Below are 23,435 nucleotides of genomic sequence, written 5' to 3' on the forward strand. Positions count from 1 at the left end.
CTCTACGTAGAACTACGTAGCGGGCCTTGGGTAGTTCTGCGAATTTCGCTGTCGCGTCGAGCCGCCGATAGTAATATGGCTCCGCTGTGGGCTCTCACAATAACAAGTATCGCCGCGGCCACTGGTGCGCGGCAGGAGAACAAGCATGACCCGAATGGCCAGCCATCTTGCCTGGTTCGCCGTTGCCGTACTGGGCGCCTTCGCGCTGGGTACCGTGGCGCTGAGTCGAGGCGAAGCGATCAACGCCCTCTGGATCGTGGTCGCCGCCGTGGCGATCTACCTCGTTGCCTACCGCTACTACAGCCTGTTCATCGCCACCAAGGTGATGGGGCTCGACGCCAAAAGAGCCACGCCCGCCGTCCTCAACAACGACGGCCTGGACTACGTCCCCACCAACAAGCACATCCTCTTCGGCCACCACTTCGCCGCCATCGCCGGCGCCGGTCCGCTGGTCGGTCCCGTGCTCGCTGCCCAGATGGGCTATCTGCCCGGCACCCTCTGGCTGATCGCCGGGGTGGTCTTCGCCGGCGCGGTGCAGGATTTCGTGGTGCTGTTCCTCTCCACCCGCCGCAACGGTCGCTCCCTGGGCGACATGGTGCGCGAGGAGATGGGGCGCATCCCCGGCACCATCGCCCTGTTCGGCTGCTTCCTGATCATGATCATCATCCTCGCGGTGCTGGCGCTGATCGTGGTCAAGGCCCTGGCCGAGAGTCCCTGGGGCATGTTCACGGTGATCGCCACCCTGCCGATCGCCATGTTCATGGGCGTCTACATGAGATACATCCGCCCCGGGCGCATCGGCGAGATCTCGCTGGTCGGCGTGGTGCTGCTGCTGGCCTCCATCTGGGCCGGTGGCGTGGTCGCCGCCGATCCGGTGTGGGGTCCGGCCTTCACCTTCACCGGCGTGCAGATCACCTGGATGCTGATCGGCTACGGCTTCGTCGCCGCGGTGCTGCCGATCTGGCTGGTGCTGGCGCCGCGTGACTACCTGTCCACCTTCCTCAAGATCGGCACCATCATCGCCCTGGCCATCGGCATCCTGGTGACCATGCCGACGCTCAAGATGCCGGCCCTGACCCAGTTCGTCGACGGCACCGGTCCGGTGTGGAAGGGCACCCTGTTCCCCTTCCTGTTCATCACCATCGCCTGCGGCGCGGTGTCCGGCTTCCATGCCCTGATCAGCTCGGGCACCACGCCCAAGCTGATCGCCAAGGAAACCCACGCCCGCTACATCGGCTACGGCGCCATGCTGATGGAATCCTTCGTCGCCATCATGGCCATGGTCGCCGCCTCGGTGATCGAGCCGGGCGTCTACTTCGCCATGAACAGCCCGGCCGCCGTGGTCGGTGCCGACGTGGTGTCGGTCGCTGCCAAGATCAGCACCTGGGGCTTCGTGGTAACGCCCGAGATGCTGCAGGCCACTGCGACCGAGATCGGCGAGCACACCATCCTGGCCCGTGCCGGTGGCGCTCCGACCCTGGCGGTGGGGATCGCCCAGATCATGCACAACGTGCTGCCGGGCGAGAACACCATGGCCTTCTGGTACCACTTCGCCATCCTGTTCGAGGCGCTGTTCATCCTCACCGCGGTGGATGCCGGTACCCGCGCCGGACGCTTCATGCTGCAGGACCTGCTGGGCAGCTTCGTGCCGGCGCTGAAGAAGACCGACTCCTGGACCGCCAACGTCATCGGCACCGCCGGTTGCGTCGCCCTCTGGGGCTGGCTGCTGTACCAGGGCGTGGTCGATCCGCTGGGCGGCATCAACACCCTCTGGCCGCTGTTCGGCATTTCCAACCAGATGCTCGCCGGTATCGCTCTGATGCTGGGCTCGGTGGTCCTGATCAAGATGAAGCGCCAGCGCTATGTCTGGGTCACTCTGGTACCGGCCGTCTGGCTGCTGATCTGCACCACCACCGCCAGCCTGATCAAGCTGTTCGATTCGAATCCGGCGGTCGGCTTCCTGGCCCTGGCCAAGAAGTACAGCACCGCCATAGCCCAGGGGCAGGTGATCGCCCCGGCCAAGAGCATGGAACAGATGCAGCACATCGTCTTCAACGCCTACACCAACGCCACCCTGTCGGTGCTGTTCCTGGTGGTGGTGATGAGCATCCTGTTCTTTTCCATCAAGGTCGGTCGCGCCGCCCTGGCCAAGCCCGAGCGCAGCGATCGAGAGACCCCCTTCCAGCCGGTAGCGGGTTCCTAAAGGAGCACTCTCATGTTCAATGACCTGGGTCGCATGGGCAAATACCTCGGGCAGGCCGCCAAGATGCTGGTGGGCATGCCCGACTACGACACCTATGTCGAGCACATGCGCGGCAAGCATCCGGACCAGCCGGTGATGAGCTACGAAGCCTTCTTCCGCGAGCGCCAGGAAGCGCGCTACGGTGGCGGCAAGTCCGGCGCCATACGCTGCTGCTGACCCAGGGTCTCCATTGGAACCTGTTCATGATCTGCTGCGCGTCGGCCAAACGGCGTTGAAAAGGCCCTGGAAGGCCAGCCCCGTCGGAATGCTCATTTACCACTCGTAAACTCGAGCGCGAGTCCGATCCGCTTCCTCAGGCCTTTTCGTGGGGCCGCCTAGGCCTTGCTTGGCTCTAGCTCGCGAGATCGTGAGCAGGTTCCAAGGCCGGGCTCCATGCCCGGCCTCTTTCTGTCTGGAGTTTTCCATGCGTGAACCTATTCCCGTCACCGTCCTGACCGGCTTTCTCGGTGCCGGCAAGACCACCCTGCTCAAGCACATCCTGCAGGCCGAGCACGGCCTCAGGATCGCCGTGATCGAAAACGAATTCAGCGCCCTCGACGTCGACGGCGAACTGCTCGAAGACGCCGGCGCCGTGCAGCTGATGAAGGTCGCCAACGGCTGCGTCTGCTGCACCGGCAGCAAGGACCTGGCCTATGCCCTGACCGTGCTGCTGGAGCGGCTGGACAGCGGCGAGCTGGATTTCGAGCGGCTGGTGGTGGAGTGCACGGGTCTCGCCGATCCCGGTCCGGTGGCCCAGACCTTCTTTACCGACGAGCTCCTGCGCGAGCGCTATCTGCTCGACGGGGTGCTGACCCTGGTGGACGCCGTCCACGCCAGCGAGCAACTGAGCGATCCGCTGCTGCAGGCGCAGATCGGGTTCGCCGATCGCCTGCTGCTGACCAAGCTCGATCTGGCCGAACCGGCGGCCATCGAGGCGCTGGAGAATCGCCTGCAGCGCATCAACCGCCGCGCGCCGATCCGCCATGTCGACCATGGCCGCATCGACCTGGCCGAGTTGCTGGATATCCGCGGCTTCAACCTGCACGACGAGGACCTGGCGCCACCGACGCTGTTCCGGCCGCTGCGACCGGTGTCGGAAGCCGTCAGTCTCACCGAGCGCATCCAGTCCATCGCCATCCGCGAGTCGCGCCCCTACGACCAGGACAAGATCGGCAAGGTGATGGAGATGCTGCTCGACACCCTCGGCTGCGACCTGCTGCGCTACAAGGGCCTGCTCAACATCGCGGGCGAGGAGCGCCGCCTGCTGTTCCAGGGCGTGCAGCAGATCTATGCCGCCGACTGGGAGCGCGACTGGACGCCGGACGAGGAGCGCGAAAGCCGCGTGGTGCTGATCGGCATGGACCTGCCGGAAGAGCGCATCCGCGCCGCCTTCGAGCGGGCGGTGGCGCGCGCCTGAGGCGGGCTGGGTCACCAGCAACAGAATCAGGGCGGGTAGCGCCGTGGGACGCAGAACCCTAAGGCGCCTTCGATATGGGCTTCAGCGATCCGGGCTTCCGGCCATGCCTGAGCGCGGTGTCGGCGCCAATGGGATGGCGGCAATCCGGTCGATGACGCCGGACGAGGCGTAGCGCCACCGAACCAAATATCCCTCACCGAGGACGCTCTGCATGCTCCTGCTATGGCAAGCCCTGGTCACTGGCGGCCTGATCCTGCTAGGCGCGCTGCTGATCGATCACCTGCTGCCGCACCGGGAGACGCGCGCACGGCGCTGGTGGCGGCGAATTGCCCTGGTCGTCATGGGCAGTCTGGCCGGTATCGCTGGTCGGCTATTGGTGGGCTGGCCCTAGACGTCGCTATCCGCGGCCTGGCCGGTACGACTGGCCAGTCGCTCCAGGGCCGCCTTGAGCTTGGGGTCGCGGATGCCGGCCGCGACTTCGCGCAGGCTGTCGGCGCCGACCTGACTGACCTGGCGCAATGGCCGGACACGGGTGGCGACGCCAGGGTTCGGCTGCATCTTGAACTGCAGGCGCGTCAGTCCGGCGAACTCCGGCGCCTTCTGCAAGAAGCGCAGTAGGCGCGGCTGCTGGTAGCGCAGTCGCGTCGCCCAGTGGGCGTCGTTGACCACCAGCAACAGCGTGCCCTCGCGCCAGCTGGCCACCCGGCAATGAGGTCGGGCGGCGGGTTGCAGCTGCTCTTCCAGCAACTGTTGCAGCCGGCCCAGCCGCTCGGCCTCGCGAAACAGCGCCTTGAGCGGTTTGGCCTGGCGCAGCAGGGCGGCGGGAGCGACGGCGGAGAGGGGGCGAAAGGCCATGCGCAGGACTCGCGATGGGCGAAGAGGAGACGCCGATGGTAACAGATCGCTCTGGCGTCCTGGCGGCCAGGGGGCCGTCGTTCTTTCCTCATCGGCATTTCCGAGTAGAATGCCCGATTACCATCGCGGGACACCGCGGGTTTCAACCCCCGCGCCCAGGCGTCTGGCCAGGCTCTGCAGAGGCCTTGCCGCCCGTTTCGCTCCCCTCATTCCAGCGGAAGAATTCCAGTCGATATGTTTGCGCCTTTGTTGAAGAAATTCTTTGGAAGCAAGAACGAACGAGATGTCAAACGCCTAGGCAAGGTCGTGGTGGCCACCAATGCGTTGGAATCCCAGATTGCCTCCCTGAGCGACGAGCAACTGCGCGCCAAGACCGAGGAATTCAAGCAGCGCGTCGCGCAGGGCGAGTCCCTCGACGTGCTGATGCCCGAGGCCTTCGCCGTGGTCCGCGAGGCCGGCAAGCGGGTCATGGGCATGCGCCACTTCGACGTCCAGCTGATCGGCGGCGCCGCGCTGCACGAAGGCAAGATCGCCGAGATGCGTACCGGTGAGGGCAAGACCCTGGTGGGCACCCTGCCGGTCTATCTCAACGCGCTGTCCGGCAAGGGCGTCCACGTGGTCACGGTGAACGACTACCTGGCCCGCCGCGACGCCAACTGGATGCGGCCGCTGTACGAATTCCTCGGCCTGTCGGTCGGCATCATCCTGCCGTTCCAGCCGCCGGAAGAGAAACGCGCCGCCTATGCCTCGGACATCACCTACGGCACCAACAACGAATTCGGCTTCGACTACCTGCGCGACAACATGGCCTTCAGCATGGCCGAGAAGTACCAGCGCGAGCTGAACTTCGCGGTGGTCGACGAGGTGGACTCCATCCTCATCGACGAAGCCCGGACCCCGCTGATCATCTCCGGCCAGGCCGAAGACAGCTCCGAGCTCTACCAGAAGATCAACCTGCTGATCCCGCGTCTGCAACAGCACATCGAGGAAGAGGAAGGCAATCCGACCCAGGTCGGCCACTACACCATCGATGAAAAGACCCGCCAGGTGGAGATCACCGAGCTGGGTCACCAGTTCATCGAGGAGATGCTCACCGAGACCGGTCTGCTGGCCGAGGGCGAGAGCCTCTACTCCGCGCACAACCTGGGCCTCTTGACCCACGTGTTCGCCGGCCTGCGCGCCCACACCCTGTTCCATCGCAACGTCGAGTACATCGTCCAGCAGGACCAGGTGCTGCTGATCGACGAGCACACCGGCCGGACCATGCCGGGTCGTCGTCTCTCCGAAGGCCTGCACCAGGCCATCGAGGCCAAGGAAGGACTGCCGATCCAGCCCGAGAGCCAGACCCTGGCCTCGACCACCTTCCAGAACTACTTCCGCCTCTACAACAAGCTCGGTGGCATGACCGGCACCGCCGACACCGAGGCCTTCGAATTCCGCCAGATCTACAACCTCGACGTGCTGGTGATCCCGACCCACCGCGAGATCGCCCGTAAGGACTTCAACGACCTGGTCTATCTGACCCAGGCCGAGAAGTACCAGGCCATCATCGAGGACGTGAAGCAGTGCCAGGCCGAAGGCCGTCCGGTGCTGGTGGGTACCGCCTCCATCGAGAGCTCCGAGTACGTCGACCAGCTGCTGACCCAGGCCGGCATCGAGCACAAGGTGCTCAACGCCAAGTACCACGAACGGGAAGCCGAGATCATCGCCCAGGCCGGTCGTCCGGGCGCCGTGACCATCGCCACCAACATGGCCGGTCGTGGTACCGACATCCTGCTCGGCGGCAACTGGGAAGTGGAAGTCGCGGCCCTGGAGAATCCCACCGAGGAGCAGATCGCCGCGATCAAGGCCGCCTGGCAGGCGCGCCACAAGCAGGTCATCGATGCCGGCGGCCTGCACGTGATCGCCTCCGAGCGCCACGAATCCCGCCGGATCGACAACCAGCTGCGCGGTCGTGCCGGCCGCCAGGGCGACCCGGGTTCCAGCCGCTTCTACCTGTCGCTGGAAGACAGCCTGATGCGCATCTTCGCCTCCGACCGGGTGAAGAACTTCATGAAGGCCCTGGGCATGCAGGGTGGCGAGGCCATCGAGCACCGCATGGTCACCAACGCCATCGAGAAGGCGCAGCGCAAGGTCGAGGGTCGCAACTTCGATATCCGCAAGCAGCTGCTGGAATACGATGACGTGGCCAACGAGCAGCGCAAGGTGATTTATCACATGCGCGACACCCTGTTGGAAAACGAAGACGTCGGCGACACCATCAAGGGCTTCCGCGAGGAGACCCTGACCCAGGTGGTCAACGAGCACATCCCGCCGCAGTCGCTGCCCGAACAGTGGGACGTTCCCGGCCTGGAAGCCGAGATCTACAGCGTCTTCGGTCAGCAACTGCCCATCGGCCAATGGCTGGACGAAGACGACAAGCTGTACGAGGACACCCTGCGGGTGAAGATCCTCGAACAGCTCGAAGCCGCCTACCTGGAAAAGGAAGACATGGCCGGTCGCGAAGCCCTGCGCAACTTCGAGAAGCAGATGCTGCTGCGGGTGGTCGACGACCTCTGGAAAGACCACCTCACCACCATGGATCACCTGCGTCACGGCATCCATCTGCGCGGCTACGCCCAGAAGAACCCCAAGCAGGAATACAAGCGCGAGTCCTTCAACCTGTTCCAGGAACTGCTGGACAGCATCAAGCGCGACACCATTCGCGTGCTGTCCCACGTCCAGGTACGCCGGGAAGATCCGGCCGAGGAAGAAGAGCGCATGCGCCGCGAGGCCGAGGCCCTGGCCGAGCGCATGCAGTTCCAGCACGCTGAGGCCCCTTCGCTGGTCGACCCCGAGGTGCTCGAGGACGAGCAGGGCGAGGACACCGTGGTGCCCTTGCAGCCCCAGCGCAATGACCAGAAGATCGGTCGCAACGAGCCGTGCCCCTGTGGCTCCGGCAAGAAGTACAAGCAGTGCCACGGCAAGCTCGACTGAGGGCCGGTCCGGGCAGCCGCGGCGACGGCAACCTGTCGGCATAGGCGCCGACAGGTTGTAAACTCCACCCGCTAGGCTGTCTGCGCCCCTTGCCCAGGCTGGGCGAGGCGAGCGCGGGAAGGCTGCTTTCCACGCCGCGACCGGTTTTCCGCTCGCGGCGTTTCCTTTTCTTTCACTGGAGTTTTCCCATGGCTGTCGGTCTCGGTCCGCTCTCCACGCTGCACCCGGTTCCCGGTTTCGAACTCGGTATCGCCTCCGCCGGCATCAAGCGTCCCGGGCGCAAGGATGTGGTGGTGATGCGCTGTGCCGAAGGCTCCAGCGTGGCCGGGGTCTTCACCCTGAACGCCTTCTGCGCCGCGCCGGTGATCGTCGCCCGCCAGCGCTTTGCCGGTCCCGTGCGCTACCTGCTGACCAACACCGGTAACGCCAACGCCGGTACCGGGCAGCCCGGTCTGGCCGCGGCCGAGCGCACCACCAAGACCCTGGCTACCCTGGCCAGCGTCGGCGAGGAGGCGGTGCTGCCGTTCTCCACCGGGGTGATCGGCGAACCGCTGCCCGTGGAGAAGATCGAAGCCGCGCTGCCGGCCGCCCTGGCCGATCTTGCCGAAGACAACTGGGCCGCTGCCGCCACCGGCATCATGACCACCGACACCCTGCCCAAGGGCGCCAGCCGCCAGTTCCAGGTGGACGGCATCACCGTTACCGTGACCGGTATCAGCAAGGGCGCCGGCATGATCAAGCCGAACATGGCGACCATGCTCGGCTACGTGGCCACCGACGCCAAGGTCGCCCGGAGCCTGCTGCAGGATCTGCTGGCCGACGCCGCCAACCGCTCCTTCAACCGCATCACCATCGATGGCGACACCTCCACCAACGACTGCTGCATGCTGGTGGCCACCGGCCAGGCGGCCATGGCGGAAATCACCCAGCCCAGCGGCGGCGCCTTCGAGCAACTGCGCGAGGCGGTGTTCGCGGTATTCGCCGAACTGGCCCAGGCCATCGTGCGTGACGGCGAGGGTGCCACCAAGTTCGTCACCGTGCAGGTAAATGGTGGCGGCAATGCCCAGGAGTGCCTGGACGTCGGCTACGCCGTGGCCCATTCGCCGCTGATCAAGACCGCGCTGTTCGCCTCCGATCCCAACTGGGGCCGCATCCTCGCCGCCGTCGGCCGGGCCGGCGTGCCTCAGCTGGATGTCAGCCTGATCGACGTCTTCCTTGGCGGCGTGCAGATCTGCCAGCAGGGCGGTCGCGCGGCCACCTATACGGAAGAGCAGGGCGCGCGGGTCATGGCCCAGGCCGAGATCGAGATCCGCATCGAGCTGGGTCGCGGCAGCCACAGCGAGACCATCTGGACCACCGACCTGTCCCACGACTATGTGAAGATCAACGCCGAGTACCGTACCTGACGGCTACCCGACGCCTGGGCGTCCGCTCCGGCGGGCGCCTGCGGCGGTCCTCGCGGGCCGCATCGTTTCGAGGAATCCCCGCATGTCCCAGCTGCAACTCGTGATCGGCAACAAGAATTTCTCCTCCTGGTCGTTGCGGGCCTGGCTGGCCATGGAGCTCAGCGGCGCCGCCTTCGAGGAGGTGTCGATCCCGCTCTATACCCCCAACAGCCGCGCCCTGCTCAAGGCCCAGTCGCCTACCGGCAAGGTGCCGGTGCTCAAACTGGCCGAGGGCACCATCTGGGATTCCCTGGCCATCGTCGAGTATCTCGCCGAGGCCTATCCCGATGCCGGGCTGTGGCCGACGGACACCCTGGCCCGCGCCCATGCCCGCGCCCTGTGCGCCGAGATGCACAGTGGCTTCCTGGCCCTGCGCCGCGAGCTGCCCATGGATCTGCGTCGCCGCCAGCGGCTGAAGTCGACCACCGCCGAGGCGGTGGAAGACATCCAGCGCATCCAGCGCCTGTGGCGCGAATGCCGCGAGCGCTATGGCCTGCAGGGCCCCTACCTGTTCGGTACGCCGACCATCGCCGATGCCTTCTATGCCCCGGTCGCCAGCCGCTTCCGCAGCTACGGGGTGGAACTGTCGGCCGAGGCGGCCGCCTATGTCGAAACCATCTACGCCTGGCCGGCCTTCCAGCGCTGGCTGGCGGAGGCTGAAACGGAGGAGCAGAGCGCATGACTCGTCTGCATGTCGTCGCGGCGGTGATCCGCGACCCCCAGGGGCAGATCCTTATCGCCCAACGCCCCGCGCACAAGCACCAGGGCGGCCTCTGGGAATTTCCGGGAGGCAAGGTGGAGGCCGGTGAAGCGCCGGCCGTGGCCCTTGCGCGCGAACTGGCCGAAGAGCTGGGTATCCAGGTGACAGCGGCTCGCCCGCTGCTGCAGGTGCGCCACGACTATCCCGACCAGGCGGTACTGCTGGATGTCTGGCAGGTGGACGCCTTCAGCGGCGACGCCCATGGCGCCGAAGGCCAGCCGCTGGCCTGGGTGGCCCCGCGTGACCTGGTCAACTACGACTTCCCGGCGGCCAACCGACCCATCGTCCAGGCGGCGCGGCTGCCGGAGCGCTACCTCATCACGCCTGGCGAATTGACCACTGCGGAATTGCTCAACGGCCTGCACCGGGCTCTGGACAGTGGCATCCGCCTGGTCCAGCTGCGCACGCCGGACAACTTCGATCCGCAGTACCGCGACCTGGCGGGCGACGTCCAGGGGCTCTGCACCGGACGTGCCCAGCTGATGCTCAAGGGGCCACTGGAATGGCTGGGCGATTTTCCTGCCGCCGGCTGGCACCTGACCGCCGAGCAACTGCGTCGTTATGCGCCCAATGGCCGACCCTTCCCGGAGCAGCGCCTGCTGGCGGCTTCCTGCCATGACGCCGAGGAGCTGGCCCTGGCCCAGCAGATGGGGGTGGATTTCATCACCCTGTCGCCGGTGATGCCCACCGCGAGCCATCCCGGCGCCCCGACCCTGGGCTGGGTCAAGGCCCAGCAACTGCTGGCCGACTGCAACCTGCCGGCCTATCTGCTGGGGGGGCTGGGCGATGACGATCTCGCCGGCGCCTGGCAGGCCGGCGCCCAGGGCGTGGCGGCGATCCGCGCGTTCTGGCCTGGGCTGTCTGATCCATCAATGGCGGTCCGCTGATACGGCGGTTCCTGTGATGGAGCATTGCCAATCGCGGCCATGCCGGTGCGCCGTAGAGACCGCTCCTACAGGCACGGACGCCACTGTAGGAGCGGCCCTTGGCCGCGATAAACCAAAGCTCCGATGCTACGGTCATCTATTTCCCGCCGATAAAAAAGCCCGCCAATTGGCGGGCTTTTCCTAACGGCGAAGAAAATTACAGCCGCGGATAGTCGATGTAGCCCACCGGGCCCTTGCTGTAGAAGGTGTCCGGGTGCGGCTCGTTCAGCGCGGCGTCCTGTTCCAGCCGTTGCGGCAGGTCCGGGTTGGCGATGAAGGGCACGCCGAAAGCCACGGCATCGGCCTTGCCTTCGTCCAGCCAGGCATTGGCCTTGACCTTGTCGAATTTCTCGTTGGCGATGTACACGCCACCAAAAGCCGCCTTGAGGTCCGGGCCGAGGCTATCACTGCCGGCCGCTTCGCGGATGCAGATGAAGGCGACCTGGCGCTGGCCCAGCTCGCGGGCGACATGGCCAAAGGTGGCGGCGGGGTCGCTGTCGCCCATGGTGTGCATGTCGCCACGGGTGGACAGGTGCACGCCGACGCGATCGGCGCCCCAGACATCGATGCAGGCATCGGTCACTTCCAGCAGCAGCCGGGCGCGATTCTCGATGGAGCCGCCATAGTTGTCGGTACGCTGGTTGGTGTCGCTCTGCAGGAACTGGTCGAGCAGATAGCCGTTGGCCCCATGGACCTCGACGCCGTCGAAGCCGGCACGTTTGGCGTTCTCGGCGCCATGCCGATAGGCGGCGACGATACCGGGGATCTCGGCGGTTTCCAGCGCCCGCGGGGTGACATAGTCACGCTTGGGGCGCAGCAGGCTGACGTGACCCTGGGCGGCGATGGCGCTGGGCGCCACTGGCAGTTCGCCGTCGAGGTAACGGGGATCGGAGATGCGGCCCACATGCCAGAGTTGCAGCACGATGCGGCCACCGGCCTTGTGCACGGCGGTGGTCACCCGTTGCCAGCCAGCCACCTGCGCGTCGGACCAGATGCCGGGGGTGTCGGGGTAGCCCACGCCCATGGGGTCCACCGAGGTGGCCTCGGTGATGATCAGACCGGCGGATGCGCGTTGTACGTAGTACTCGACCATCAGGTCGCCCGGGACCCGGCCCGGTTCGGCGCGGCAGCGAGTGAGGGGCGCCATGATGACGCGGTTGGGCAGTTCCAGGGCGCCGATCTTGATCGGCTCGAACAGCTGAGTCATGGCTAGCTCTCTTGATTAGCTGGCGGTCGCCAGGCCGCTCTTGCGGGCCTGGCTGGCGGTCAGCAGGGTGGCGATGAGGGCCAGCAGGGCGAGCCCGCTGGCGGCAAGGGGTACCGCGGTAAGACCCAGGCCGTGGTCGATCACCAGGCCGCCGACCCAGGCGCCGAGGGCATTGCCCACGTTGAAGGCGCCGATGTTGAGGGTCGAGACCAGATTTGGCGCGTCCTTGCCGAAGGTGACCACGTTGATCTGCAGGGCCGGCACGGCGGCGAAGGCGGCCGCGGCCCAGAGGAAGAGAGTGATTTCCGCCGGCAGGAAAGCGTGGCCGGTCCAGCGCAGCGCGGCGGAGGTCAGCGCCAGGGCGACGAAGATGCCTACCAGGCTGGTAGCCAGGCGCCAGTCGGCCAGGCGGCCGCCGATGAAGTTGCCCAGGGTCAGGCCCAGGCCGATCAGCAGCAGGGTGCCAGTGACGCCGCGCGGCGAGACACCGGTGACTTCCTGCAGCAGCGGCGCCACATAGGTGAAGAGGGCGAACATGGAGGCGGCGAAGAACACCGTCATCGACAGCGCCAGCCAGAAGCCCAGGCCGCGCAGGGCGAGCAGCTCCCGGCGCAGGTCTGCGCGCGGCTGGTTGCGGTCGGCCGGCAGTACCCGCCAGAGCCCGATCAGGGCGACCACGCCGATCATTACCACCGCCCAGAAGGTCGAGCGCCAGCCGGCCGCCTGGCCCAGGGCGGTACCCAGGGGCACGCCCAGCACATTGGCCAGGGTCAGGCCGGTGAACATCAGGGCCACCGCCGAGGCGCGGCGATTCTCCGGGACCAGGCTCGCGGCGACGACCGCGCCGATACCGAAGAAGGCGCCATGGCAGAGGGCGGTGACCACCCGCGCCAGCATCAGCATGTTGTAGCCGCTGGCCACCGCGCAGAGCAGGTTGCCGACGATGAAGATGCCCATCAGGGCGAGCAGGGCGCGCTTGCGCGGCCAGTGGGCCGTGGCCAAGGCCATGAAGGGCGCGCCGACGGCCACGCCCAGGGCATAGCCGGTGACCAGCCAGCCGGCGCTGGGGATGGACACGCCGAGATCGGCGGCGACGTTGGGCAGCAGGCCCATGATGACGAATTCGGTGGTACCGATGGCGAAAGCGCTCAGCGCCAGCACGATGAGAGAAGCGGGCATCAGGATTCCTTGCAGACTAGAGTTCGCGAGCGAGACGTTGCACAAAGGCCTGGATGGCGGCCTCGTCGCGTTGATAGAACACCCATTGGCCGATGCGCCGCGTGGTGACCAGGCCGGCCCGGGTCAGTACCGCCAGGTGCGCTGAGACCGTCGACTGCGACAGCCCGGCACGGGCCTCGATCTGCCCGGCGCAGACGCCCGTGCCCAGATCATGGTCCTGGTGCGGGAAGTACCGCCGGGGATCGCGCAGCCAGTCGAGGATCTGGCGACGCAGAGGATTGGCCAGGGCTTTGAGGATCTCGTCCATCACGGTCGCATCGTCATATTGGGTTGTAGCGAACCTTAGATCGTGAAAAATCGATATGCAAGCTATCCATCTTCGATTCTGCCTATCGTGTGTTTAGAGGCTCACTATCGCGATAAGTGTCCAGGGGCGCCGCTTCGTTCAGTTGCGATTCAGATCACGCGGCTAGAATTGCCGGGTGCGGCCCCATTCGCCGCAATGGATCTTCAAGGAGTAAAGACATGGCGCTGCCCACCCGTATCCTTCTCGCCAGCCTGGCCCTGGCCACCCTGGCTGGATGCGCTTCCCCCAATCCCTACGAAAATCAGGGTCAGGCCAGCGGTGGCACCTCCAACACCGCCAAGTACGGTGGCCTGGGCGCTCTCGCCGGCGCCGTCGCCGGTGCTGCCATCGATCACAATCATCGGGGCAAGGGTGCGTTGATCGGCGCCGCGGCCGTGGGCGCAGCGGCAGCGGGCTATGGCTATTACGCCGACCGCCAGGAAGCCGAATTGCGCCGGCAGATGGAAAACACCGGCGTCGAGGTGCAGCGCCAGGGCGATGACATCAAGCTGATCATGCCCGGCAACATCACCTTCGCCACCGATTCGGCCGACATCGCCAACAGCTTCTACAAGCCGCTGAACGACCTGGCCAATTCCTTCAAGCAGTTCGATCAGAACAGCATCGAGATCGTCGGCTATACCGACAGCACCGGCAGCCGCGCCCATAACGTCGAGTTGTCCCAGCGCCGGGCGCAGAACGTCGCCGGCTACCTGACCGCCCAGGGCGTACCTGCGGCGCGGCTGAGCACCCGCGGCGCCGGTCCCGATGCGCCCATCGCCAGTAACGCCACCGCCGACGGCCGGGCGCAGAATCGTCGCGTCGAGGTCAATCTGCGTCCCCTGCCCGGAGCGACCGGCACCCCCGCCCAGTAATGACCGCTCGTCGCCCGTGAACCGCAGTTTCCACGCCCTCGTGAAGGGCGGCGGAAACTGCTTTTCCATTTTGCGCTCTGATAGACGTCGCAAAGGCCTCCTCCTGTCAAATGGCAGGCGGCAGGCGCCTGTCCGGCTGCTACGCTAGTAGGGTTGGAGCGACACATCGCATAACGGACACGAAGGGAAGGGGTAGCCAGCCGCATATGGCTGCTGCACGGCGGCAGAAGCCGCGGGGAGAAAAGGCTTGATGGAGTGCCCGTTACCGCAGTCAGAGCAAGGCCCGGTGTTGCTGGTGGTGGACGACCGCCAGGAGAACCTGTTCGCCATGCAGGCCGTGCTGGAGGTCGGAAATTGGCGAGTGATCACCGCTGCCTCGGGTGAGCGTGCCCTGCAACACCTGCTGGACGAAACCGTGGACCTGGTCCTGCTCGACGTCCAGATGCCGATCATGGACGGCTTCGAGGTGGCGCGCATCATGCGCAGCAACCTGCGTACCCGCTTCACCCCGATCATCTTCGTTTCCGCCGAGGCCCACTCCTACGAATCGGTGCTGCGTGGCTATGCCACCGGCGCGGTCGACTATCTGCTCAAGCCCGTCGATCCCAATATCCTCCGCCACAAGGTGCGCTCGCTGCTCGATCACGAGCGCAATCGTCGCGAGTTGCTGCAGGCCACCCAGCAGCTGGAGCTGGCCAAGTCCTTCAGCGACTCGCTGCTCGACAATGCCGCCGAGGGCATCCTCACCGTCAACGAGCAGGGCCGGGTGACCTTCGCCAACGCCGCCATCGCCCGCATGTTGCGCTGCAGCGTCAGTGACCTGGTGCATGCCAACTTCCTCGACTTCCTCGAAGGGGGCAGCGGTCTCGACGACTGGCAGACCTCGCCCTTCATGGAACACTACGACCGCCGCGAGACCTATCGCCTGCACGACGCCCGCCTGCGCACCAATCGCGGCGACAGCCTGCCGGTGGCGCTGTCCTGCGCACCGCTGCCGCGCATGCAGCGGGCCATGGTCATCATCGCCCTGGACATGTCGCGCATGCGCGAGTTGCAGGACCAGCTCGAATCCCAGGCCGTCACCGATGCCCTGACCGGGCTGCTTAATCGCCGCGGCTTCAACCAGACCCTGGAAGCGGCGCTGGCGCGCAGCGGCCGCAACGGCAAGCGCATGGCCGTGCTCTACATCGATCTCGACGGTTTCAAGCGCATCAATGATTCGCTCGGCCACGAGGCCGGGGATCGCGTGCTGTGCATCGTCGCCGAGCAGCTCAAGAGCTGCATGCGGCCCTACGACATCCTGGCCCGCATGGGCGGCGACGAATTCACCGCGCTGCTCGATTCCCTCGAACATCCCGAGGATGCCGCCCGCGTCGCCGAGAAGCTCCTGGAGCTGCTGGCCACGGTGCATCGCATCGACGGCATGGAGGTCAGCCTGGGCGCCAGCATCGGCATCGCCAGCTATCCCGATTGCGGCCATACCGTGGACGGCCTGCTGAGATCCGCCGACATCGCCATGTACGAGGCCAAGCGTGGCGGGCGCCAGCAGTATCGCTTCTTCTCGCCGGAAATGAATGGCCGTGCGCGTTCCCGGCTGATGCTCGAAGAAAGCGTGCGCAATGCCATCGACAACAAGGATTTCGTGCTTGCCTACCAGCCGCAGGTCTATCTGCGCGATGGTCGCCTGCGCGGCTTCGAGGCGCTGCTGCGCTGGGAGCACACGGTGGCCGGCAAGGTCTCGCCCAGTGTCTTCATCCCGCTGCTGGAAGAGACCCGGCTGATCAACCGCATCGGCGACTGGATCTTCCGCGAAGGCGCCACCAAGCTGCAGTCCCTGCAGGAGATCTACGGCGACGAACTGTTGCTGAGCATCAACCTTAGCCCCGTGCAGTTCGGCATGCCGCAATTGGCGGAAAGCCTGCGCCAGATCATCGAGACCCATGGGCTGCAACCCAGGCAGCTGGAAATCGAGGTGACCGAGTCGGCGCTGATGCACGACATCGACTACACGCGGGCGCAGCTGTCGCAACTGCGCGCCCTCGGTGTGCGCATCGCGGTGGACGACTTCGGCACCGGCTATTCCTCGCTGGCGTACCTGCGCCACTTCGAGCTGGATACCCTCAAGATCGATCAGCTGTTCATCGCCAACATGCTCGATTCCTCGCGCGATGCCGCCATCGTCAGCACCATCCTCGAGCTGGGCCGCAACCTGGATCTGGAAGTCATCGCCGAAGGCGTGGAGACCCTGGAGCAGCGTGACTGGCTGATCGAGCACGGCTGCGAGATCATGCAGGGCTTCCTGGTTTCCCGACCGCTGAGCGCCGAGGTGACCGGACGCTTCCCCCAGCAGGTGGACTGGGCCGCCAAGCGGCCCGAGCCAACGCTCTAGGCGCCCTGAGGGCCTGCGCCAGCAGCGAGCAGCCGCCGTCCATCGGCGCAGGCCGCGGACCAGGCGGCGTGCCAGAGCTGGCGGGACTTCCCGGGCCGGCACCTGGCCAGCCAAACCACGCACGCCACTGAACGAACACCCGTCCGTGCCTTCTTATGCAAGGGCCACAGGCACGGAGTAGGAAGCATGCGGGGCGCCGTCTTTCCATGGCGGGAAAACAACAGGTTCGAATTGCTGGTGGACGGCGGTCGGTTCTTTCCGGCCATGCTCGAATCCATCGCTGGCGCCAGTCGCCAGATCGATGTCGAACTCTATCTGGTGGAAGCCGGCAGCTGCTCCGAGCAGCTGCTCGTGGCCCTGACCGAGGCGGCCCGCCGCGGCGTCGCGGTACGCTGCCTGTTCGATGGCTTCGGTACCCTGCGGATGGATGCCGGCTTGCGCCGTCAGCTGGAGGAAGCCGGCGCCGAGCTGCGCGTCTTCAATCCCGTGCGCTTCGGCCACGGCCTGCACAACCTGCACCGCGATCATCGCAAGATCTTCATCATCGACGGCGCGGAAGCCTTCGTCGGTGGTAGCGGCGCGACCGACGACTTCTGGGATCCGGCCAAGAGCGACTGCAACTGGCACGAGGTGATGGTGCGCATCCAGGGGCCGCTGGTGGAAGACTGGCTGGCCCTGTTCGAGCGCCAATGGGAAGCGGTCGGTCGCCGCCGCGCCTGGAAGCCGCGTCCGCGGCGCGGACGCGAGCGTCCACCGCCACCACCCGCTGCCCAGGAAGGGCAGGGCCGGGTGGCCTATGCCGACGCCCGCCAGCACCGAGACATCCTCCAGGCGCTGATTCGGGCCCTGGTGGGCGGCCAGCAACGCATCTGGTTCGCCACTCCCTATTTCCTGCCGACCTGGCGCGTGCGCTGGGCGCTCAGGCGCGCGGCGCGCCGCGGCGTCGACGTGCGCCTGCTGCTCACCGGTCGACACACCGATAATCCGCCGGTGCGTTTCGCCGGGCAACGCTACTATCGCAGCCTGTTGCGCGCCGGTGTACGCATCTACGAATACCAGCCGAGATTCATCCACGCCAAGATGGTGCTGGTGGACAACTGGGTCAGTGTCGGCTCCTGCAACTTCGATCACTGGAATCTGAGGTTCAACCTGGAGGCCAATGTCGAAGCGGTGGATCGCGGCCTGAGTCAGGCGGTGGCGGCCAGCTTCGTCAAGGATTTCGCCCAGAGCCGCGAGATCACCCTGGAATTCTGGCGCAGTCGCCCCTGGTGGAGACGGGCGCGCGAATGGCTGTGGGGTTCGCTGGATCGCCTGGTGATCGGTGTACTGGGTCGCGGTTAGCAGCCCCGGTTGTCAGGTGCGGGTAACATAACCGATCCGGCGCTGTTGGCCGGACCCATCGTCCCGCGGACGAGGCCAGACGAGTAACGCCTTAGTGCAGACTTTAGATAAACACCGCTTCATCGGTCTGGAGTGGCTCAGGTTCCTGATGGGTTTCTATGTGGTCGTCTACCACACCATCCATTTCTATCCCGAGCGCAAGACCATCCCCCTGCTGGACGAGATCACCAGCATGGGCTTCTTCGCCACCAGCACCTTCTTCGTGCTCTCCGGCTTTCTGCTCGCCCATGTCTATTGCGGTCGCGGCAGCCTGCGCGAGCCGGCGCGCAGCTTCTGGGTCAAGCGTTTCGCCAATCTCTATCCGATCCACATCTTCGCCCTGCTGCTGGCGATGGCGGTGGTGACCTGGATCGGCAGTCTGGGTATCCCGCCGGGCGCCGCCACGGCCAGTATCCGCTTCGTGGTGTTCGACACCAACGAACCCCTGGCGCGAACCAACCCCGAGCTGTTCCAGCACTTCATGAGCAACGCGGAGCTCGCCTTCAACGCCGTGCTGCAGCTGTTCATGCTGCAGGCGTGGAATCCCTATTACCTGACCTTCAACGCGCCCCTCTGGTCGATCTCGGCGCTGTTCTTCTTCTATCTGACCTTTCCCAAGCTGGCCCCGCGACTGATGACCAGCGAGCGTCCCTGGCAGCTGTTGCTGCTGGTCTGGGTGCTCTATCTGATTCCGCCGCTGCTGGTGATCGCCAACCAGAACTATGGCATGCCCTTCACCGGCCTTCTGCAGCGGGTGCCCCTGTTCCGCTTGCCGGAATTCCTTGCCGGCATCCTGCTGTATGCCGTCTTTCGTCGCCAGCACGCGCGGGGCTGGGCGCCGTCGGAACGGCAGCGGCTGTTGCTGGCGAGCTACCTGATCCTGAGTTTCGCCCTGGGTACGGCACTCTTCACCCATGGGCCCAAGTTCTGGTACTTCCTGTTCCATAACGGCCTGTTCCTGCCGTCGCAACTGATCCTGGTCTATCTGGCCGCGCTGGCCCAGGAGCCGGCCAGCGAGCGCATCCGCCACTGGTCGCCGCGACTCGGCGGCGCTTCGCTGTCGATGTTCGCCCTGCATGTGCCCCTGTCGGGAATCTACATGACCCTGGAGCAGCTGATCGGCGGCGATCTCAAGGCCTGTCTGAGCGGCAATCACGAGGTCTGCATCGCCGCCGCCGGGGCCTATACCAACTCCATCGAATGGTACTGGCTGTTCCTGCTGGCAGTGGTGGTGCTCTGCGTGCTGTTCCAGGAGCGGCTGGTGGTGCCGACTCGCAAGCGCATTCTCAAGGTGCTGCTGCCGCGCCTGGCGCCGCAGCAGCCGCCCCAGGCTAGCGGCGGAAGCCTTCGGCCATGACGAAGAAGCGCGCATTCAGCGCCGCCAGCGGCTCGCGCAGCTGCTCCAGCTGATCGGCCGCACCGAACACCTCGAAGCGTTCCAGGGTGGCGATGGCCTGGGCCTGCTCCAGCAGGTCACCGACGTTGTCCAGGTGGGCCAGCAGCGCCTGGGCATCGCGATAGCCTTCGCGGCAGCGCGCCGTGGCGCCGTCGTAGCAGAAGCCATAGTAGAGGCAGCCGGGTTCGCTCTGGGTGCGCTGCAGCATGGCCTCGCCCAGGCGCTTGAAGGCCTCGAGCTGATCGGGTTGGACGGCGAAGACGGGGGCCAGGCTGCAGACGGAATCGCTGGGAAGAGTGGGCATGGAAACTCCTGGGTCAGGGGTGGTCTCCATGCGACCCCTGCCGAGGGGACGGCGCTCCCGTCAACTGACGGACGTCAGCCGCCGACCTGGGCGATCCAGTCGTTTAGGTTGTAGTAGTTGGTTACCCGCGCCACCTTGCCGTCGCGGATCTCGAAGAAGGCCCCCACCGGCAGGCGATAGGTCTGGCCGCTGGCCGGCGGCAGGCCTTCATCGCTGGCCAGGTACTCGCCATGGATGACGAATTCCGCGGCGGCGCGGCGCCCGCTGGGTTCGGCCATGACGACCAAATCGGTCAGGCGTTCGCGATAGCAGCGATTCATGTGTGCCATGAAGGCCGCGAAGGCGGCCTTGCCCACCTGACGCTCGCCCTGGTTGATGTCGTGGACCACATCATCGGTGAGCAACTCCAGAAAGATGTCCATATCGCCGGCATTGAAGGCGGCGTAGTAGGCGTCGATGAGGTCGGTCGTGGTCATGGCGGTTCCTGTCGTGAACGAAACAATGGCCTTGCCCGCACATGGTAGGGTGCCGCTACGCGGCCGACATAGCCATTCACGTCTCCTGCTTAACCAGAAGAGTCCATGGACATCCAACTCCTCCACGGCGCTGCCATCACCCCGCTGATTCCCGAACTCGCCACCCTGCGCATCGCGGTCTTTCGCGAATTTCCCTATCTCTACGACGGCACCCTGGCCTACGAGTCCCGCTATCTGCAGACCTACGCCCAGTCGCCGGACAGCCTCTGCGTGCTGGTCAGCGACGCCGGCCGCGTAGTGGGCGCTGCCACCGCCTTGCCGCTGGCGGACGAGACCGCGGAATTCCAGCAGCCCTTCCTCGCCAGTGGCTGGCCAGTGGAGCGGATTTACTACTTTGGTGAGTCCCTGCTACTGCCGACCTACCGCGGCCGGGGACTTGGCCGGCGCTTCTTTGCCGAACGCGAGGCCCGGGCGCGGCAGCTGGGGCGCTTCGCCTGGTGTGCCTTTTGCGCCGTGCAGCGCCCGGACGACCATCCTCGGCGACCGCCGCACTACAGACCGCCACACCGCCTCTGGCAGCGTCAGGGCTTCACCGAACAGCCGACGCTGACCACCCAGTACCGGTGGCAGGATCTCGACGAAACAGTCGAGTCGCCCAAGCCCATGACCTTCTGGCTAAAGGAGTTGCCATGATCCGCCTCGCCGCCTGTCAATACGCCATCGAGCTGCTGGAGTCCTGGGACGCCTACGCTACGCACCTGACCGACCTCTGCGAGGAGGCCGCGGCCGCAGGCAGTCAGCTGCTGCTATTGCCTGAATACGCCGGCCTGGTGCTCAGCGGCCAGCTGCCTCCCGAAGAGCGCAGCGACCTGCAGGGCTCCATTGCCGGCATCCAGGCCCTGATTCCGGTCTGGCGCGACCTCTGCGAAGGTCTGGCGCGCCGGCTGCAGCTCTATCTGCAACCCGGCTCGCTGCCAGTCCTCGACGACGACGGCCGGTATCGCAACCGGGCCTGGCTGTTCGGCCCCGAGGGCTGCCTGGGCCATCAGGACAAGCTGGTGATGACCCGCTTCGAGCGGGAGGAGTGGCACATCGTCGGCGGCCGCGAAGGCCTGCGGACATTCGATACGGCCCTCGGGCGTCTCGGCATCCTGATCTGCTACGACAGCGAATTCCCGCTGCTGGCCCGCCACCTGGCCGAAGCGGGTGCGGACCTGATCCTGGTACCGAGTTGTACCGATACCGTCGCCGGCTTCCACCGGGTTAGGGTCGGTGCCCAGGCCCGGGCGCTGGAAAACCAGGTCGCCGTGTTGCAGTCGCCGACGGTGGGTTTGGCACCCTGGTCGCCGGCGCTGGACGAAAATGTCGGTCGGGCCGGGCTCTTCGTCCCGCCGGATCGTGGCCTGCCCGCGGACGGCGTGATCGCCCAGAGCGCAGAACTCTGTCCGGACGTCAGCCAGTGGCTCTATGCCGACCTCGATCTGGACGAGGTGCGACGGGTGCGGACCCATGGCCAGGTGTTCATCCGCCATGACTGGCTGGAGCAGTGGCAAGTACTGGAACCCAGGCGCTGAATGAAAAAAAGCCCAGCACTGAGCTGGGCTTTTTCGTGGGACGGAATCTAGATCTCGACGGCGAGGCTGTCGGCGATCTTCTTCTGCCACACCTGCGGGCCGGTGATGTGCACCGACTCGCCACGGGTGTCGACGGCCACGGTCACCGGCATGTCCTTCACCTCGAACTCATAGATGGCTTCCATCCCCAGTTCCGGGAAGGCCAGCACCTGGGAGCCCTTGATGGCCTGGGCCACCAGGTAGGCGGCACCGCCGACGGCCATCAGGTACACCGCCTTGTGGTCCTTGATCGCCTCGATGGCGATGGGGCCGCGCTCGGACTTGCCGATCATGCCCAGCAGGCCGGTTTGGTCGAGGATCTGGCGGGTGAACTTGTCCATGCGGGTCGCCGTGGTGGGACCGGCCGGGCCGACCACCTCGTCGCCCACCGGATCGACCGGGCCGACGTAGTAGATGAAGCGACCCTTGAGGTCCACCGGCAGCGACTCGCCCTTGTTGAGCATGTCGACCATGCGCTTGTGGGCCGCATCGCGTCCGGTGAGCATCTTGCCGTTGAGCAGCACGGTCTCGCCCGGCTGCCAGCTCTGCACCTCTTCCGGGGTCAGGGTGTCGAGGTCGACGCGACGGGCGCTCGGACCGGCTTCCCAGACGATTTCCGGATAGGCATCCAGCTGCGGCGCTTCCAGGGCGGCGGGGCCGGAGCCGTCCAGCACGAAGTGGGCGTGGCGGGTAGCGGCGCAGTTGGGGATCATGCACACCGGCAGGGAGGCGGCGTGGGTCGGGTAGTCCTTGATCTTGACGTCCAGCACCGTGGTCAGGCCGCCCAGGCCCTGGGCACCGATGCCCAGCTGGTTGACCTTGTCGAAGATCTCCAGGCGCAGCTCTTCCAGGCGATTCTGCGGACCGCGGGCCTTCAGCTCATGGATGTCGATCTCGTCCATCAGCGATTCCTTGGCCAGTACCGCGGCCTTTTCGGCGGTGCCGCCGATGCCGATGCCCAGCATGCCCGGCGGGCACCAGCCGGCGCCCATGGTCGGCACGGTCTTGAGCACCCAGTCGACGATGGAGTCGGACGGGTTGAGCATGGCCATCTTCGACTTGTTCTCGGAGCCGCCGCCCTTGGCCGCGACATCGATCTCCACGGTGTTGCCGGGGACGATCTGGTAGTGGATCACCGCCGGGGTGTTGTCCTTGGTGTTCTTGCGGGCACCGGCCGGGTCGGCCAGGATCGAGGCACGCAGGACGTTTTCCGGCAGGTTGTAGGCGCGACGGACACCCTCGTTGATCATCTCGTCCAGGCTCAGGGTGGCGCCGTCCCAACGCACGTCCATGCCGACCTTGGCGAAGACGGTGACGATGCCGGTGTCCTGGCAGATCGGCCGATGGCCGGTGGCGCACATCCGCGAGTTGATCAGGATCTGAGCGATGGAATCGCGCGCGGCGGCGGATTCTTCGCGCAGATAGGCCTCGTGCATGGCCTGGATGAAGTCGACGGGGTGGTAATAGGAGATGAACTGCAGGGCGTCGGCAACGCTCTGGATCAGGTCATCCTGCTTGATCACGGTCATGTACGCGCTCCTCTTGGCGGTTTCTTGCGTCTCGGCCACGGGCGGTGGCGAGACGGGCGCGCAATTCGGGTCGCACGGACCGGGCCGCGAAGGAGCCCGATCGGAGGGGTGGCCTGACAC

20 protein-coding genes and 1 pseudogene are annotated in these 23,435 nt (G+C 66.0%); 14 read left to right on the forward strand and 7 right to left on the reverse strand.

The window, feature by feature from the left end; translation table 11 throughout:
- The first annotated feature begins 145 nt into the window (after positions 1 to 145).
- From OMP44_RS20585 to OMP44_RS20600, 4 genes are all read left to right on the forward strand, one after another.
- A complete protein-coding gene (locus tag OMP44_RS20585) occupies positions 146 to 2,203 on the forward strand; it encodes a carbon starvation CstA family protein (RefSeq protein WP_280310872.1) in 2,058 nt (685 codons plus the stop codon).
- Positions 2,204 to 2,215: 12 nt separating this feature from the next.
- Positions 2,216 to 2,419, forward strand: coding sequence for a YbdD/YjiX family protein (locus OMP44_RS20590; RefSeq protein WP_007162682.1), 204 nt, complete (start codon positions 2,216 to 2,218; stop codon positions 2,417 to 2,419).
- 247 nt (positions 2,420 to 2,666) lie between these two features.
- Positions 2,667 to 3,659: a GTPase gene (gene yjiA, locus OMP44_RS20595; RefSeq protein WP_280310877.1), complete on the forward strand. Its 993-nt coding sequence runs from the start codon at positions 2,667 to 2,669 to the stop codon at positions 3,657 to 3,659.
- A gap of 211 nt (positions 3,660 to 3,870) precedes the next feature.
- Positions 3,871 to 4,050 carry a hypothetical protein gene (locus tag OMP44_RS20600; RefSeq protein ID WP_280310879.1) on the forward strand — a complete coding sequence of 60 codons (180 nt, stop codon included), beginning with the start codon at positions 3,871 to 3,873 and terminating at the stop codon, positions 4,048 to 4,050.
- Here OMP44_RS20600 and OMP44_RS20605 read toward each other — a convergent pair.
- A complete protein-coding gene (locus OMP44_RS20605) occupies positions 4,047 to 4,514 on the reverse strand; it encodes a DUF721 domain-containing protein (protein WP_280310881.1) in 468 nt (155 codons plus the stop codon). The genes OMP44_RS20600 and OMP44_RS20605 overlap by 4 nt on opposite strands.
- Positions 4,515 to 4,748: 234 nt before the next feature.
- Here OMP44_RS20605 and secA point away from each other — a divergent pair, with 234 nt between their 5' ends.
- The 4 genes from secA (at position 4,749) to OMP44_RS20625 (ending at position 10,582) form a co-directional block, all read left to right on the forward strand.
- The gene (gene secA, locus OMP44_RS20610; protein ID WP_187981174.1) at positions 4,749 to 7,490 is read left to right on the forward strand and encodes a preprotein translocase subunit SecA; all 2,742 of its coding nucleotides are present in this window, start codon (positions 4,749 to 4,751) and stop codon (positions 7,488 to 7,490) included.
- Positions 7,491 to 7,678: 188 nt separating this feature from the next.
- On the forward strand, positions 7,679 to 8,896 hold the full coding sequence (gene argJ, locus OMP44_RS20615) for a bifunctional glutamate N-acetyltransferase/amino-acid acetyltransferase ArgJ (protein WP_280310884.1): 1,218 nt from the start codon (positions 7,679 to 7,681) through the stop codon (positions 8,894 to 8,896).
- Positions 8,897 to 8,978: 82 nt separating this feature from the next.
- Positions 8,979 to 9,617, forward strand: coding sequence for a glutathione S-transferase family protein (locus tag OMP44_RS20620; RefSeq protein ID WP_280310886.1), 639 nt, complete (start codon positions 8,979 to 8,981; stop codon positions 9,615 to 9,617).
- The gene (locus OMP44_RS20625) at positions 9,614 to 10,582 is read left to right on the forward strand and encodes a Nudix family hydrolase (protein ID WP_280310888.1); all 969 of its coding nucleotides are present in this window, start codon (positions 9,614 to 9,616) and stop codon (positions 10,580 to 10,582) included. Before OMP44_RS20620 ends, OMP44_RS20625 begins: the two co-directional genes overlap by 4 nt.
- A 196-nt stretch (positions 10,583 to 10,778) precedes the next feature.
- Here OMP44_RS20625 and OMP44_RS20630 read toward each other — a convergent pair whose 3' ends face one another.
- From OMP44_RS20630 to OMP44_RS20640, 3 genes are read right to left on the reverse strand one after another with little or no spacing between them, the layout of a single operon-like run.
- The gene (locus OMP44_RS20630; RefSeq protein ID WP_280310889.1) at positions 10,779 to 11,828 is read right to left on the reverse strand and encodes an alkene reductase; all 1,050 of its coding nucleotides are present in this window, start codon (positions 11,826 to 11,828) and stop codon (positions 10,779 to 10,781) included.
- A gap of 15 nt (positions 11,829 to 11,843) precedes the next feature.
- Entirely contained in the window at positions 11,844 to 13,007 is a 1,164-nt protein-coding gene (locus OMP44_RS20635) for an MFS transporter (protein ID WP_273863135.1), read from the reverse strand.
- Between the two features lie 16 nt (positions 13,008 to 13,023).
- Positions 13,024 to 13,314, reverse strand: coding sequence for an ArsR/SmtB family transcription factor (locus OMP44_RS20640; RefSeq protein WP_187981311.1), 291 nt, complete (start codon positions 13,312 to 13,314; stop codon positions 13,024 to 13,026).
- Positions 13,315 to 13,509: 195 nt separating this feature from the next.
- Here OMP44_RS20640 and OMP44_RS20645 point away from each other — a divergent pair.
- The 4 genes and pseudogenes from OMP44_RS20645 to OMP44_RS20660 all read left to right on the forward strand — a co-directional run bounded on the left by OMP44_RS20645 (position 13,510) and on the right by OMP44_RS20660 (position 19,354).
- Positions 13,510 to 14,228 (forward strand): annotated as a pseudogene (locus tag OMP44_RS20645) (YiaD family glycine zipper/OmpA-like lipoprotein).
- Positions 14,229 to 14,478: 250 nt separating this feature from the next.
- Positions 14,479 to 16,617 (forward strand): putative bifunctional diguanylate cyclase/phosphodiesterase, encoded by a 2,139-nt coding sequence (locus OMP44_RS20650; protein WP_280310893.1) that lies wholly within the window; start codon positions 14,479 to 14,481, stop codon positions 16,615 to 16,617.
- A 186-nt stretch (positions 16,618 to 16,803) separates the two neighbouring features.
- Positions 16,804 to 17,958 carry a phospholipase D-like domain-containing protein gene (locus OMP44_RS20655; protein WP_187981179.1) on the forward strand — a complete coding sequence of 385 codons (1,155 nt, stop codon included), beginning with the start codon at positions 16,804 to 16,806 and terminating at the stop codon, positions 17,956 to 17,958.
- A 94-nt stretch (positions 17,959 to 18,052) separates the two neighbouring features.
- Positions 18,053 to 19,354 (forward strand): acyltransferase family protein, encoded by a 1,302-nt coding sequence (locus OMP44_RS20660; RefSeq protein ID WP_280310895.1) that lies wholly within the window; start codon positions 18,053 to 18,055, stop codon positions 19,352 to 19,354.
- On the opposite strand, the gene OMP44_RS20665 is transcribed toward OMP44_RS20660, so the two are convergent.
- Both OMP44_RS20665 and OMP44_RS20670 read right to left on the reverse strand, forming a co-directional pair.
- Positions 19,329 to 19,697: a putative quinol monooxygenase gene (locus OMP44_RS20665; RefSeq protein ID WP_280310897.1), complete on the reverse strand. Its 369-nt coding sequence runs from the start codon at positions 19,695 to 19,697 to the stop codon at positions 19,329 to 19,331. The two genes, OMP44_RS20660 and OMP44_RS20665, sit on opposite strands and share 26 nt — an antisense overlap.
- Before the next feature lie 74 nt (positions 19,698 to 19,771).
- Positions 19,772 to 20,173 (reverse strand): ketosteroid isomerase-related protein, encoded by a 402-nt coding sequence (locus OMP44_RS20670; RefSeq protein WP_273863130.1) that lies wholly within the window; start codon positions 20,171 to 20,173, stop codon positions 19,772 to 19,774.
- A gap of 105 nt (positions 20,174 to 20,278) precedes the next feature.
- On the opposite strand from OMP44_RS20670, the gene OMP44_RS20675 reads away from it, so the two are divergent.
- The gene (locus OMP44_RS20675) at positions 20,279 to 20,866 is read left to right on the forward strand and encodes a GNAT family N-acetyltransferase (RefSeq protein ID WP_280310901.1); all 588 of its coding nucleotides are present in this window, start codon (positions 20,279 to 20,281) and stop codon (positions 20,864 to 20,866) included.
- Positions 20,863 to 21,747: a carbon-nitrogen hydrolase family protein gene (locus OMP44_RS20680; protein WP_280310903.1), complete on the forward strand. Its 885-nt coding sequence runs from the start codon at positions 20,863 to 20,865 to the stop codon at positions 21,745 to 21,747. The genes OMP44_RS20675 and OMP44_RS20680 overlap by 4 nt, the downstream gene beginning before the upstream one ends.
- Positions 21,748 to 21,794: 47 nt before the next feature.
- On the opposite strand, the gene OMP44_RS20685 is transcribed toward OMP44_RS20680, so the two are convergent.
- On the reverse strand, positions 21,795 to 23,315 hold the full coding sequence (locus OMP44_RS20685; protein ID WP_273863126.1) for a fumarate hydratase: 1,521 nt from the start codon (positions 23,313 to 23,315) through the stop codon (positions 21,795 to 21,797).
- Positions 23,316 to 23,435: the final 120 nt, after the last annotated feature.

It is taken from the genome of Pseudomonas flavocrustae, from assembly GCF_029872515.1.
GTDB classification, from domain to species: Bacteria; Pseudomonadota; Gammaproteobacteria; order Pseudomonadales; family Pseudomonadaceae; genus Chryseomonas; species Chryseomonas aestiva.

What these genes read in the sequence shown, in the direction of transcription:
- OMP44_RS20585 (WP_280310872.1), top strand. Translation starts at nt 146, where the DNA reads ATGACCCGAATGGCCAGCCATCTTGCCTGGTTCGCCGTTGCCGTACTG.
- OMP44_RS20590 (WP_007162682.1), top strand. Translation starts at nt 2,216, where the DNA reads ATGTTCAATGACCTGGGTCGCATGGGCAAATACCTCGGGCAGGCCGCC.
- yjiA (WP_280310877.1), top strand. Translation starts at nt 2,667, where the DNA reads ATGCGTGAACCTATTCCCGTCACCGTCCTGACCGGCTTTCTCGGTGCC.
- OMP44_RS20600 (WP_280310879.1), top strand. Translation starts at nt 3,871, where the DNA reads ATGCTCCTGCTATGGCAAGCCCTGGTCACTGGCGGCCTGATCCTGCTA.
- OMP44_RS20605 (WP_280310881.1), bottom strand. Translation starts at nt 4,514, where the DNA reads ATGGCCTTTCGCCCCCTCTCCGCCGTCGCTCCCGCCGCCCTGCTGCGC.
- secA (WP_187981174.1), top strand. Translation starts at nt 4,749, where the DNA reads ATGTTTGCGCCTTTGTTGAAGAAATTCTTTGGAAGCAAGAACGAACGA.
- argJ (WP_280310884.1), top strand. Translation starts at nt 7,679, where the DNA reads ATGGCTGTCGGTCTCGGTCCGCTCTCCACGCTGCACCCGGTTCCCGGT.
- OMP44_RS20620 (WP_280310886.1), top strand. Translation starts at nt 8,979, where the DNA reads ATGTCCCAGCTGCAACTCGTGATCGGCAACAAGAATTTCTCCTCCTGG.
- OMP44_RS20625 (WP_280310888.1), top strand. Translation starts at nt 9,614, where the DNA reads ATGACTCGTCTGCATGTCGTCGCGGCGGTGATCCGCGACCCCCAGGGG.
- OMP44_RS20630 (WP_280310889.1), bottom strand. Translation starts at nt 11,828, where the DNA reads ATGACTCAGCTGTTCGAGCCGATCAAGATCGGCGCCCTGGAACTGCCC.
- OMP44_RS20635 (WP_273863135.1), bottom strand. Translation starts at nt 13,007, where the DNA reads ATGCCCGCTTCTCTCATCGTGCTGGCGCTGAGCGCTTTCGCCATCGGT.
- OMP44_RS20640 (WP_187981311.1), bottom strand. Translation starts at nt 13,314, where the DNA reads ATGGACGAGATCCTCAAAGCCCTGGCCAATCCTCTGCGTCGCCAGATC.
- OMP44_RS20650 (WP_280310893.1), top strand. Translation starts at nt 14,479, where the DNA reads ATGGAGTGCCCGTTACCGCAGTCAGAGCAAGGCCCGGTGTTGCTGGTG.
- OMP44_RS20655 (WP_187981179.1), top strand. Translation starts at nt 16,804, where the DNA reads ATGCGGGGCGCCGTCTTTCCATGGCGGGAAAACAACAGGTTCGAATTG.
- OMP44_RS20665 (WP_280310897.1), bottom strand. Translation starts at nt 19,697, where the DNA reads ATGCCCACTCTTCCCAGCGATTCCGTCTGCAGCCTGGCCCCCGTCTTC.
- OMP44_RS20670 (WP_273863130.1), bottom strand. Translation starts at nt 20,173, where the DNA reads ATGACCACGACCGACCTCATCGACGCCTACTACGCCGCCTTCAATGCC.
- OMP44_RS20675 (WP_280310901.1), top strand. Translation starts at nt 20,279, where the DNA reads ATGGACATCCAACTCCTCCACGGCGCTGCCATCACCCCGCTGATTCCC.
- OMP44_RS20680 (WP_280310903.1), top strand. Translation starts at nt 20,863, where the DNA reads ATGATCCGCCTCGCCGCCTGTCAATACGCCATCGAGCTGCTGGAGTCC.
- OMP44_RS20685 (WP_273863126.1), bottom strand. Translation starts at nt 23,315, where the DNA reads ATGACCGTGATCAAGCAGGATGACCTGATCCAGAGCGTTGCCGACGCC.